At 42.1% G+C, this 12,871-nt stretch carries 8 protein-coding genes, 1 tRNA gene and 1 pseudogene; 3 read left to right on the top strand and 7 right to left on the bottom strand.

Annotated elements, in window-relative coordinates; all coding sequences use genetic code 11:
• Nucleotides 1–44 precede the first annotated feature (44 nt).
• A complete protein-coding gene (locus LPH68_RS05295) occupies nt 45–2,759 on the top strand; it encodes a putative LPS assembly protein LptD (protein WP_022199236.1) in 2,715 nt (904 codons plus the stop codon).
• 176 nt (nt 2,760–2,935) lie between these two features.
• Here the strand turns inward: LPH68_RS05295 and LPH68_RS05290 are convergent, their stop codons facing one another.
• Nucleotides 2,936–3,598: a uracil-DNA glycosylase gene (locus LPH68_RS05290; protein ID WP_004312349.1), complete on the bottom strand. Its 663-nt coding sequence runs from the start codon at nt 3,596–3,598 to the stop codon at nt 2,936–2,938.
• A gap of 6 nt (nt 3,599–3,604) precedes the next feature.
• Nucleotides 3,605–4,642, bottom strand: a complete 1,038-nt coding sequence (gene asnA / locus LPH68_RS05285) for an aspartate--ammonia ligase (protein WP_151923021.1) — start codon at nt 4,640–4,642, stop codon at nt 3,605–3,607.
• A 221-nt stretch (nt 4,643–4,863) separates the two neighbouring features.
• On the opposite strand from asnA, the gene LPH68_RS05280 reads away from it, so the two are divergent.
• Nucleotides 4,864–4,936: transfer RNA gene (locus LPH68_RS05280), tRNA-Arg, on the top strand.
• A gap of 193 nt (nt 4,937–5,129) precedes the next feature.
• Here the strand turns inward: LPH68_RS05280 and LPH68_RS05275 are convergent.
• From LPH68_RS05275 to LPH68_RS05260, 4 genes and pseudogenes are all read right to left on the bottom strand, one after another.
• Nucleotides 5,130–5,558, bottom strand: a complete 429-nt coding sequence (locus LPH68_RS05275) for a hypothetical protein (protein ID WP_004326194.1) — start codon at nt 5,556–5,558, stop codon at nt 5,130–5,132.
• A 612-nt stretch (nt 5,559–6,170) separates the two neighbouring features.
• Nucleotides 6,171–9,026, bottom strand: a pseudogene (locus LPH68_RS05270) (bifunctional fucokinase/fucose-1-phosphate guanylyltransferase); the annotation flags it as partial.
• A 119-nt stretch (nt 9,027–9,145) separates the two neighbouring features.
• The gene (locus tag LPH68_RS05265) at nt 9,146–9,829 is read right to left on the bottom strand and encodes an HAD family hydrolase (RefSeq protein ID WP_115484947.1); all 684 of its coding nucleotides are present in this window, start codon (nt 9,827–9,829) and stop codon (nt 9,146–9,148) included.
• A 36-nt stretch (nt 9,830–9,865) separates the two neighbouring features.
• Nucleotides 9,866–10,675, bottom strand: a complete 810-nt coding sequence (locus LPH68_RS05260; protein WP_115484948.1) for a hypothetical protein — start codon at nt 10,673–10,675, stop codon at nt 9,866–9,868.
• Nucleotides 10,676–10,865: 190 nt separating this feature from the next.
• Between LPH68_RS05260 and LPH68_RS05255 the strand changes: the two genes are divergently transcribed.
• Nucleotides 10,866–11,372 (top strand): DUF5035 domain-containing protein, encoded by a 507-nt coding sequence (locus tag LPH68_RS05255; RefSeq protein ID WP_008650173.1) that lies wholly within the window; start codon nt 10,866–10,868, stop codon nt 11,370–11,372.
• Between the two features lie 157 nt (nt 11,373–11,529).
• Here the strand turns inward: LPH68_RS05255 and LPH68_RS05250 are convergent, their stop codons facing one another.
• On the bottom strand, nt 11,530–12,867 hold the full coding sequence (locus tag LPH68_RS05250) for a glucose-6-phosphate isomerase (protein ID WP_008650174.1): 1,338 nt from the start codon (nt 12,865–12,867) through the stop codon (nt 11,530–11,532).
• Nucleotides 12,868–12,871 lie beyond the last annotated feature (4 nt).

Here is a 12,871-nt window from a genome sequence, read left to right as displayed (position 1 = left end):
GAAGATTGTGTACTTTTGCCACTTCAAGCGTAAACTATTAGTTAATGGCGCCATTGAAAGCAAAAATACTTATATCATTCATACTGCTGATTGTCTTACTGATGCTTCCCGATGAGGCTACGTCTCAACGTCGAAGAAGAGGAATGATTGCCTCCAATACCGCGAAAACGGATTCCCTTCAGGGAAATGATTCGTTGAAAGCAGATACGGTAACGGTACGCATTGATTCTATCGCACCGGTAAAGAAGAAACAACCACTCGATGCACCGGTTGTTTATGAATCTAACGACTCCACTGTCTTTACTTTGGGAGGAGCCGCTACACTTTATGGTAGCGGAAAAGTGAATTATCAGAACATCGAACTGGCTGCGGAAGTTATTTCGATGAATCTGGATAGTAGTACTGTGCATGCTTATGGTATCAAGGATACTACCGGAGTGGAAAAAGGTAAACCGGTATTTAAAGAAGGTGATACCTCGTATGATACGGAAACAATCCGATACAACTTCAAAACCAAGAAAGCAGGAATTACTGATATCGTCACCCAGCAGGGAGAAGGATATGTGACCGGAAGCAAGGCGAAGAAAGGGGCCAATGATGAAATTTTCATGGAGCATGGGCGTTATACAACCTGCGATCATCACGATCATCCCCACTTCTATATGCAGCTGACGAGAGCTAAAGTGCGCCCTAAAAAGAATGTAGTGACAGGACCTGCCTATCTGGTTGTGGAAGATGTGCCTCTGCCGTTGGCTGTGCCGTTCTTCTTCTTCCCATTCTCCAGCAGTTACTCTTCCGGTTTCATTATGCCGACTTATATGGATGACTCCAGTCGTGGTTTCGGTTTGGCAGAAGGAGGATATTACTTTGCCATGAGTGATATCATGGACTTGAAAATAACGGGAGATATCTTCACGAAAGGTTCATGGAGATTGTCTGGATTGACAAACTATAATAAACGCTATAAATATTCCGGTACGCTGCAAGCGGACTATCAGGTCACCAAGACTGGAGATAAAGGGATGCCGGACTATACAGTTGCTAAGGACTTTAAGGTGGTATGGAACCATCGACAGGATGCTAAAGCCAGTCCGAACACTACATTCTCTGCCAGTGTGAACTTCTCGACCAGTAGTTATGAACGTTCTAATATCAACAACCTTTATAATTCGCAGTTGTTGACTCAAAATACCAAAACATCAAGTATTAGTTATTCTCGTAGTTTTCCCGATATCGGTCTGACCTTATCCGGAACTACCAATATCGCACAGACAATGCGTGACTCTTCTATTGCGGTCACTTTGCCTGACTTGAATATTACGTTGAGCCGTCTGTTTCCGTTCAAGCGCAAGAAAGCGGCAGGAGCCGAACGTTGGTACGAAAAGATTTCCATTGGTTATACGGGACGTCTGACAAACAGTATCCGTACTAAAGATGACCATTTGTTCAAAGCCGGACTAAGCTCATGGGAGAATGCGATGAACCATAACATTCCTATCAGTGCTACTTTTACGCTGTTCAAATATTTGCAGGTCAATCCTTCTGTGAATTATACAGAACGATGGTACACCCGTAAAATCAATCAGCATTATAACGAAGATACTCACAGGCTGGAATCATTGCCGGGCGATTCTCTTAACGGCTTTTATCGTGTATCCAATTACTCGGCTAGTTTGGCTCTAAGTACGAAATTGTATGGTATGTATAAACCGATCTTTGCGAAGAAGAAGGAGATACAGATTCGTCACGTATTCACACCGCAGGTGAGTTTGAGTGGTGCTCCGGGATTTGGCAAGTACTGGGAAGAATATACCGATTATAATGGTAATACACAATATTATTCTCCTTTTACCAATCAGCCTTATGGCGTGCCTTCTCGTGAGGGGTCGGGAACGGTTAGTTTCTCGATAGCTAATAACTTGGAGATGAAGTATTATGACGCAAAGAATGATACAGTTAAGAAAGTTAGCCTTATTGATGATTTGAGTGCCAATATGTCCTATAATATGGCGGCAAAGGAAAGACCGTGGAGTGACTTAAGTATGAACCTCCGTCTGAAACTGACCAAGAATTATACTTTCAATATGAATGCCCAATTCGCTACGTATGCTTATACATTCGATAAAAGCGGTAATGTAGTGACCAGTAACCGTACAGAATGGTCGTATGGTCGTTTTGGGCGTTTCCAAGGATATGGTTCTTCTTTCAACTATACCTTTAATAATGACACATGGAAGAAATGGTTCGGTCCGAAAGAGGAGGATGAAAAAGGAAAAGATAAGAAGTCGGAGGATAGTGACGATGAAGAATCTGACGGAACGGAAGGAGATGGTACTACACCTAAGAAAGTAGAGAAAGCACAGGCAGACCCGGATGGTTATCAAGTGTTTAAGATGCCTTGGTCGTTGAGCCTTAGCTATTCGTTCAATATCCGTGAAGATAGGTCTAAGCCTATTAACCGCTATTCTATGCGATATCCTTATACGTATACGCATAACATCAATGCAAACGGAAATATAAAGATTTCTAACAACTGGTCGCTCTCGTTCAACTCGGGCTATGATTTTCAGGCAAAAGAGATTACGCAGACTTCTTGTACAATCTCCCGTGACTTGCACTGTTTCAACCTGTCCGCCAGTCTTTCTCCTTTCGGACGCTGGAAATATTACAATGTTACCATCCGTGCGAATGCAAGCATCCTGCAAGACTTGAAGTATGAGCAGAGAAGCCAAACGCAAAGTAACATTCAGTGGTACTAGGATAAGTTGAGAGTGGAGAGTTGAGAGTGGAAATTCGGACGTGTAATTGTTTTGCTACAATATAGAAAAGAAAAATGGCTGCGCTATCATTCGACGAATAGTGCAGCCATTTTTTTTACTCTTTACTCTTTATTCTTTATTCTTAACTCTCAACTCTCCATTCTCAACTTCTCCAACTACCATGCGATTTCTGTTTTTCCATGGGTTTTCAGGTAGTCGTTTGTACGGCTGAAATGTTTGTTTCCGAAGAAGCCGTTGTAAGCAGAAAGAGGAGAGGGATGGGCGGAAGTGAGTACCAAGTGTTTGTTGCGGTCGATAAACGCTCCTTTCTTTTGAGCGTATGATCCCCACAGGATAAATACCAGGTTTTCTTTTTCTTCTGCCAGGGCACGGATTGCAGCATCAGTAAATGTTTCCCAGCCACGGTTCTGGTGTGAACCAGCTTGGTGAGCACGTACGGTCAGCGTAGCGTTGAGCAACAATACTCCCTGTTCTGCCCAGCGAGTCAGATTTCCCGTAGCAGGGGCATCTGTGCCGATGTCGGCTTTGATTTCTTTGAATATATTCACTAATGAAGGGGGAAAAGGCACTCCGTCGTTTACAGAGAAACAGAGACCATGCGCTTGTCCCGGTCCATGGTAAGGATCTTGTCCTATAATTACAACTTTCACTTTGTCGAAAGGACAAAGGTTGAAAGCATTGAAGATCAGTTTTCCCGGAGGGAAGATCTGATACTGGCTATATTCGCTTTTGACGAAATCGGTCAGTGTGCGAAAGTAGTCTTTTTCGAATTCGGGTTCTAAATGTGCTTTCCAGCTTTCTTCAATTTGTACATTCATAGTTTGTTATATAAGGTGTATTTCAAGTTCTTCACATTCCTTGCGCATATCTTCGGGCCAGATGCTGGCTTGTATTTCTCCGATGTGAGCTTTGCGAAGGTAGAACATACACAAGCGGGATTGTCCGATACCTCCTCCGATAGACAGGGGAAGGGTGTCATTCATCAATCGCTTGTGGAAATAAAGTTCCAGTCTTTTTTCTTCTTTTTCTTCTTTCAACTGACGTTGCAAGGCTTCTTTGTCAACACGGATTCCCATAGATGATAATTCGATGGAGCGTTGCAGTACATTGTCCCACAGAAGGAGGTCGCCGTTTAGTCCGGGCAAGTCGTTCAATCCTTTGGTTGTGTAGTCGTCATAGTCCGGTGCGCGTCCGTCGTGCTTCTTGCCGTCGCTAAGTTTGCAGCCTATGCCTATGATAAACACAGCTCCGTATTTCTGGCAAATGGCATGTTCGCGACATTTGGGTTCCAGATCCGGATAAAGTTGGCGCAATTCTTCTGAATGGATGAAATGTAGCTTTTGTGGCAGGCACGGCTTGATTTGTGGATACATTTCGTATACCATATATTCTGTACGGATCATAGCCGCATAAATACGGTTGACGATCTCTTTCAGGAAGTTTACGTTCCGGTCTTCATTGGTGATGACACGTTCCCAGTCCCACTGGTCTACGTAGAGAGAATGCAGGTTGCCCAGTTCTTCGTCTGAACGGATTGCGTTCATATCCGTATAAATACCATATCCGGGTTCGATATGATAGTCAGCTAAGGTCAACCTTTTCCATTTAGCCAATGAATGAACCACTTCGGCTTGTGCATCGCCCAGATCTTTAATAGGGAAAGAAACGGGTCGTTCTATTCCGTTCAAATCGTCATTGATACCCATTCCTTTCAATACGAAAAGGGGGGCAGTTACACGTCTAAGGCGTAGCTCGGATGACAAGTTTAATTGGAAGAACTCTTTTATTTGCTTGATTCCCAGCTCGGTCTGTTTGAGGTCGAGTAGCGGATTATAGTTCTTAGGTTTTATCAAGTAACTCATAGGTTTGTTAAATGTTAATTGTCGGCAAAGATAGGAATAAAATTGATATATGTAATGGATATTCTCTAAAAGATTGTCAATTTGATAAAGTAAATGCTCTAAAGCATTTCAAAATAACAGTCTTCTAATATAGGGAAGTACCTTAAGAACTATAAAAAAAGGAGAATCATTAGGAAGATGAGAAGATTTTTTATACTTTTGTCCTCGCATTTAGAAAGAATGGCCCCGTAGCTTAGTGAATAGAGCGTCAGATTCCGGTTCTGAAGGTCGTGCGTTTGAATCGCACCGGGGTCACAGAAAAATCCCTTGATAATCAGTTGATTATTGAGGGATTTCTGTTTTCTTATACCTTGGATAACTAAAACTAAATGCAGGATTTAGCCCTTGTAATTGATTTTTGTTGGTCTATTGTTGTTCCCAAGAAACCAATGTTATATGTTGACTATCAAAGTGAAATCTTTCTTTTATCTCGTAAGAGGTTCTATTATTAGTCTTTCTTTGTATAAGAATTACAAACTAATCGTCTATTTGGGTCATCTGGAAAATCCGGATTAGTTATTTGATTATAAAATTCCCAGTCTCTTTCAAGTCTTTGGGCTACATCTATGTTGGCTGTATAGCAGATGTATTTTTTATTTGCTACATCCAGAATGCCATAGGTAAGAATATCCTTTTCCTTTCCCTCCTTATTTATATATGTACTCTTGACCAATAATATCTTATATTTTCCGTCTTCCCGAGTACAGTATTCTTTATTGTTCTCAAGAGTATATGTGCCGGAGACATCTGTAAAATCATTGGAGGCCATTTCTACGATAATCTGTTTGGGCTCTCCTGTTTCCGGAGTGTCTGTCGAGTCATTGTTGCATGCGGATAGCAAGATGGCGGATAAGAATAATAGTTTAAGTAATTTCATCTTTATATTTTATTTGTTTTTGATCCTTTTTTTAGTCTAGTATATTATTTATAGTGCAAATGTACAGTTTTTGTGTGATATAAAAGCGGTAATGAGTAAAATAAATGTGTTTCATATTCTTGATATTTACATTCATAATCCTTAGATAGTCAGTCATGTATTTTGCTTTGCATTTTCTCAAACCTAGTTAGTTATTATTGTATGTAGTTGCATAATTTAGCCTAAATAGAATGAAAAAGTTGATTTAAATAAAAGGATTCTCGTGAGAAATGCTAACTTTGTAGATATGAAAAAGTAAGGAATGATATTCTGTAGTAGTATGTTCATAGCTTTCCAGATGTAGACATTTGACGATAAATTATATTAATCCCAATAAATATAAATAAGAATGGAAGAAGCTAGAAAAAAGAAATGGGGTAGTGTTGCGCTGATTATCGGAGCTATTGCTTTTATCATTATTATGATTTACTTTACAGTTATTTCAAGTCTCAACATGTAAAACAGATCATTATGGCGTTGAAAAATTAAAGCTTGGACATTTCGTTTGAATCTGTCCAAGCTTGTTTTTTATGGTTCCGGATGATTGACCGGCAATATGGTAACGCTTTCTCTTTAGCTTCTTGAAACCTGAAGTCCCTTATCAGAAAGAGTCATTTCTACAAAACGAGCACGAGGATTGGGGGCTTGTTCCGTCAGTATCCGTCGGATTTGTCCGGCTGCTTGCGGGTCTTTGGCTACCATATATAAATAGCCTCCGCCACCTGCACCGGGGAGTTTGTATCCCAGGGTGTAATCCTTGATTTTTTCGATAATGGCTGCTACTGCCGGTGGATTGGTTCCGCAGTCTAATGCCTGGTTCTGTATCCAGGTTTTGCCGACCAAACGACCGAAACTCTCGAAATTACTTCGTAAAATGGCTTCACTCATATCCATTGCATGAGCTTTCATTTCGGCCAGCAAGCTTAGATGCGGACCGGAATTGAGGAACATGGAACTGACGATCTCTGCCAAAATACTTTTAGCAGTACGAGTAATTCCCGTATAATATAACAGATGACAGTCGCGGTAATCAGGATGAACAAAGAACTGATCGGGTAACCAGCGTACTAATGGATTCTGTTCGAAACCAGCTTCGGATTGAAGCAACTTAATACCGGAAAAGACACCGCCATATTGATCTTGCCAACCTCCTCCAGTGGTCAGGAGCTGTTCTAATACTAATGTGTAACTACATATATCATTTTTATCCCAAGCCAATCCGCAGAAATCATTGATTGCTCCGAGCACGGTAGATGCCAGTATGGAACTGGTTCCCAAGCCAGAGCCCGCAGGAATAGCAGCCAGCAGAGTAATTTCGATTCCTGAACCGAAATCTTCCAGCTGTTTAGCTAAAGAAGGATAAGATTCCGTAGAGAATGCCGGTGCAAAGCCCGCCAATGTAAGGGCGGCTTTCGGAATAGAGAATGGAGAACCTACCTTTTTATAATCTTGCAGTTCCTCGTAATTCCTTATCACTTCCATTGCACCCATGTCGATAGAGCGAAGAGTGATGTGATATTCCTTGCATGGTTTCACATATACTTGTAGCGGTGGTTGACCGTTTAGTTCGATAGCAAGATTTACAACACTTCCCCCTGAATAAAGAGAGTAGGGAGGTGTGTCCGTCCACCCTCCGGCCACATCAATACGCACAGGACTGCGTCCCCATACGATTTGATCGGAATAAACGTTGAGTATGGGATGGCTCTTTCGTTCGCTCATTACCCCCAATAAACCGTCGCGAAGCAGTTGAAAGGCTGCCTGTTCCTCTTTGGCACAATCCTTGTCTTCATGTAGTTTCATGATACGTGCACGAAGCATCCGGTTGTGTATCCGTAACATGGGGGCAGCATCTTCTTTCAAGACGTCAGGCATGCCCAGATTGAAACGTACAAATTCATTTGCGGCATCCAGCAAATCGAGTTGATAGAATACGCTCTTCTCATAATTGGCCGCCAATCCTTTCCAGTTCTCCTTGCGGAAAGCATTGCGCTGTTCGTAAAGACGCTTGAGGTTGGCGTTTGCGGATATTTCGTCTGCAGAAACTTTTTCTGCTTTCAACCAAAGTTTTTTCCCTTCTTCCAGTTGTGGCTCCGAGGTCATCCAGCGTACTAATATGCCTAAATCTTCCACAGAAGCCACTTTGGGGAAGATGGATGCCGATTGTAAATCATCTGTACGCCCTTTTATATCCTCCCAGGTAATTCCTCTATCTTCCATCCAACGGGTAAAAGGAACATTAAGGTAAGTAGTCGTTATTTTGTCCAACGCTCCTTTGAATACATCATCCAATCCATACGGACGCGCAACAAACTCATTCTCACCGATAGGAATAATGTCGATGCAAACCCCATCCGGCAAATTGATGCTCCACTGGTTTTCAGGAACTCCTGTAATAATCTGGCGGGAACCTAATTTCCATTCTTTTCCCACATGGCTATTCTCAATCCATAAATTGGCGTTGTCGGCAGAAAGAGAAACTTGTGTGATGGAATTCTGTATAAAGATAGCCGGATTTGGCTTTACTTTCCGGTGCATGATTCTTCTTTGGTCCCGTACCTTGTCCTGTATGGCTAAAGTAGAAGAAATCAGTTCGTGACTTGTGCCGTAATGGTAGAATTCTCCACCTGGCAACGGCAATATAGCTACGGATAACTGATTGATTTCTTCATCTTTCGTTTTAGGATGCTCTCCCAAAGCCAAACCATAGTCCGAGTATAAGTCATAATAAGTAATATCCTTCGTACCTTCTTTCAATGACCGTTTCATCAATACTTCTATGGCGCGGTCACTCAAAATCCAGATGCCGATATCCATCAGGAAAAGATGAGTTTTCGACAATCCTTCCAACTCTTCCAAAGAAGGTTTCTGCAACATGAAATCGAGCACCTCCGGTTTTTTCCGGTCGGAAACAAACACGCCATGATGAGTTGCCAATGAAGGATTCACCCACAGCCCGTAGCATACTACATCTGCGTTCGGAATATCCTGAAGCGGTTTTTCCGAACGGATATATACGTCTCCGCTAGCAATCAGCGTATTCAGACCGGCCGGAGCCTGATTCATAATCCTTTCATAGAGCGGGAGCTGCAATGATAACAGATTCTGTCCCAGCTTTTGTCCTCTTTCCCAACTGAAGATCGGGATAGGAGTTAATATTTTGCCGGAAGGGCCGTAGCTGGGTAGCCGACGGCTTTGTCCGCCTGCATGGAGCAATATTTTTTTTTCGTGTCCTATCCAGTTGCTGAAAGACTCTTGTGGAGCGAATGCCTGATGGCAAGCTTGCAATAACCATGTGGTTCCGCCGCCGGAGCCTAGTTTGCTCCCTATGGGGTCTGATGTACAAAACCAATCGGTATGGTTAACTTCTTCCAGTTCGTGGAAGCAATGGATCAAATTGGGTGGTAAAGATAATAACTTTTGCATAGTAGAATCTGCGTTGGCTTAGATAGAATCTAAGCGAATTAAACTCCCGTAAAAATACTATTTATATTCCTGCTTTTCAATATTTTTCTTCTGTTTTGAAGAATAAATTTTCTTTTCAGCTTTTAGATGTCATTTTCAGTCATCATGTCCCAGGTGTCATTAAGTGCCTGCATGGATGGAAATAATAAATCAGCCCCGGCATCCAGCAACACTTGCCCGTTCAAAGGACCCGTATTGACTGCTATGGTGAAAATACCCGCGTTGTGTCCGGCTTCCACTCCTAACGGAGCGTTTTCTACTACAACCGCTTCATCCGCTTTGATCCCTCCTTTTTTCAAAGCCATCAAATATGGCTCGGGATTGGGTTTGCCATATTTCACATCGAACGCTGTAACCATCAGTTCTTTGTGAAACATTCCCGGATAGTTGTGTTCCAGCCGTTCGAGCAGAGATAACTGACCGGAGCCGGTGACCACCATCGGAATCAGCCCGTCCTTCTTCACTTTTTGCAGTAACTCCCATGCACCGGGCATAGGCTTTGCTTCGGGATATGAATTGAACAAAACACTTTTCTCCTGATAGATACTTTCTATCTCCTCCTGTGTGGCTTCTCTACCCAATTCACGTTGAAAAACAATATTGATTGTAGAGGCTCCTGTCCGTCCTTCATGCATATATGCTTCTTCGCGACTAAGAGTGAGCCCATGAGATTTCATTACTTTATGCCAGGCTTCCGAATGATAAGGCATAGAGTCAAAGAGTACGCCGTCCATGTCAAACAGGACGGCTTTCAGTTTCTTTTTCATACTTTGTACGTTGCGGAATCTTTTTAAGATGATATTTTATTTTTTTATGAGCATTTTCTTCAGATCAGACATGGGAATAACTACATCGTATTGTTTCCCGGAATCCTTGCCGATATATCTGTAGGTAATATTTTTATTGTTCTCCACGCAGGTTTTTATGAATATCTGGGTGGCAGGATCGGTCTGACTTGCTAGCGTTGACACAATACCCTCTTTCACTTCAGCTGCGTTTTCTTCAATCTGGCTGATAGGACACAACTCTTCGTCCACACTGCATATATAAACAACCGATTCACCTATGATTTCGATTTTTTCGACAACGACTTCTTCACTGGCCTGCATTGGAAATTGCAGATTCGCCATTTTCAGTTGCGCTTCAAGCTTTGTCTGTCCGCTTTGTGCCGGGTCGGCATTTGTATTGATAACCTCTTTCAATTCTTCGGCAGTAAGTTCGCAAACCGCTTGTTCGCCCGACTTATTCCCTACAAATATCATGTGTAATCCGGAATTACACTTAGCCATCAACTTCAGCATTTCCTTTACATCAGCAGCCGGATTCTGAAACATCATTTTGATAGATGATTTCATGCTTTCCGGATTATCTTTCAAAATCTTAATATTGGTAATTTCCTCGTTCATGTTGAGAGTGTACACTACGTTATCCCCGTCGTAGATGATACTGGTAATATTGCCGACTTCTCCCATGTCCAGCGGACACTGTTTGTTGGCTATCCCGATTACAGTTTTGAGTTTGGCTTCCTGACAACCGGTCATGACTATCATTAGCAATGATACGCTACATAGTAGCATGAGTCCACTGGACTTCTTTAATAAATTTCCTGCCATTCTATTTGTTTTTTAAGTTTGATTCGCTTCATCTACAACTGTATACGAGGCAAAGATAACGATAAAAAATGAGAGATAAGTTAGAAAGGGAAGATAGTTGCAAATGACGCTCCCAAGCGATTAACTACATAATTATTTGCTGTTTAGAAGAATATGTGTATTTTTGTAACGTTATAAACTCGACGATAGCATGAAAAAGAGAGTATTATTGTTGCTACCATTGTTTTTAGGCGCCTGCTCTGATAGTGGGGAAAGTCCTGTTATCAAGATAGAAAAGCTTTATGCGAAGATCGAATCGGACGGTGAAAATACCAGTTCCGATGAAAAAGACTATGCGAATCAGAGGGAGGAACTGCCCGCCTTGAAAGTGGGAGATGAAGTGAAAGCCTTTCTGCTTTTGGATGGAAATGGGGCAGAACTGAAAACCTTTAAACTTCAGAATGACGATGAAGTGGATACCAAACTCTTTTATGAGCAAACAGAAGTATCTACAGAGGGAAATCTGACAGATGTGGAAAAAGGACAGCTTCGTTTTAAGGATGGGGTGTCAAAAGCCAAAATTATGGTGATTGCGACCATTAAACAGGTAGATAAGAACGGTGATGTGAAATTAGAGTTCTATCTTTCTTCCAAAGCCGAATGTGAAGGAGCACAGGAAGAAATCGGTTTGAAGACGAAAGTGGAAGATGAGAAGTAGAAGTGGTGAGCAGTAAACGGTACAACGGGCAATAAGCGGTACAATCGGAAACTGCAATCAATTGAATATAATAATGAACGGTGAACAAATCCATGTATATAGCATAGTTGTTCACCGTTCATTGTTTATAGTTTACCGTTTATAAAACGTTCTTGATTTATAGTTTTGCACGGATTGCTTTGGATTCTTCTTCATAACCCGGTTTGTCCAGCAAGGCAAACATATTCTTTTTGTATGCTTCCACACCCGGTTGGTTGAATGGGTTCACGCCCAACAAATAACCGCTGATACCACAAGCCTTTTCGAAGAAATAGAGCAGACCACCAATGTTGTATTCGCTCAATTCCGGAAGTACGATGCGCATATTAGGTACGCCACCGTCTACGTGAGCCAGCTGCGTTCCCAGTTCGGCCATCTTGTTCACTTCGTCCACACGCTTGCCGGCTAAGAAGTTCAAGCCGTCCAGATTTGCTTCGTCAGAAGGAACTTCCAGTTTGTGGTTAACTTTCTCTACTGAAATCACAGTTTCGAAGATAGAACGTTCGCCTTCCTGAATCCATTGACCCATAGAATGAAGGTCTGTAGAGAAATCTACCGATGCAGGGAAGATACCCTTATTGTCTTTTCCTTCCGATTCTCCGTAAAGCTGTTTCCACCATTCGCTTACATAGTGCAGTTTCGGGCAGAAGTTAACGAGGATTTCGATCTTCTTGCCATTTCTGTACAACTCATTGCGGGTAGCAGCATAAATAGCAGCCGGGTTTTCAGTAAATGCAACGTCCGATCCGCATACTTTTTCCATATCGGCAGCACCGGCAACCAGTTTGTCAATATCAAATCCGGCTACTGCGATAGGCAGCAAACCAACCGGAGTCAGTACAGAGAAACGTCCGCCTACGTTGTCAGGAATGATAAATGTTTTATATCCTTCTTTGTCAGCTGTAACACGGGCAGCACCTTTTTTAGCGTCCGTCACAGCAACGATTACTTTCTTTGCTGTTTCTTTGCCGCGCTGATCTTCGCATTGTTTTTTCAGCAAACGGAAAGCAAGAGCAGTTTCGGTGGTAGTTCCTGATTTAGAAATATTGATGACACCGAATTTCTTATCTTTCAGATATTCAGTTAGTTCATACAGATAATCTTCGCTGATATTGTGTCCTGCATAGATCATGACAGGAGCCGTTTTCTTTTCCTGCAGCCAAGTGAAGCTGTTAGACAAAGCTTCGATTACGGCACGGGCACCCAGATAGCTGCCACCGATACCGGCAACGATTACTACTTCACAGTTATCTCTTAATACTTTTGCTGTAGCGTTCAGGTCGGCTAAGTGTTCTTTAGTGATAGAAGAAGGCAAATGCAACCATCCTAAAAAGTCATTACCTTTGCCTGTACCTTTTTCAAGCATTTCCTGTGCGGCTTTTACTTCAGCTTCGTAAGCAAAAACCTTTTCTTTGGAGATAAATCCAAATGTCTTTTCAATGTTTAAACTAATCATATCG

It is taken from the genome of Bacteroides sp. 1_1_30 (assembly GCF_020982715.1).
Classification (GTDB): domain Bacteria; phylum Bacteroidota; class Bacteroidia; order Bacteroidales; family Bacteroidaceae; genus Bacteroides; species Bacteroides xylanisolvens.
The sequence above is the reverse complement of the archived record's forward strand: the minus strand, read 5'-3'. Positions and strand labels throughout refer to the sequence as shown.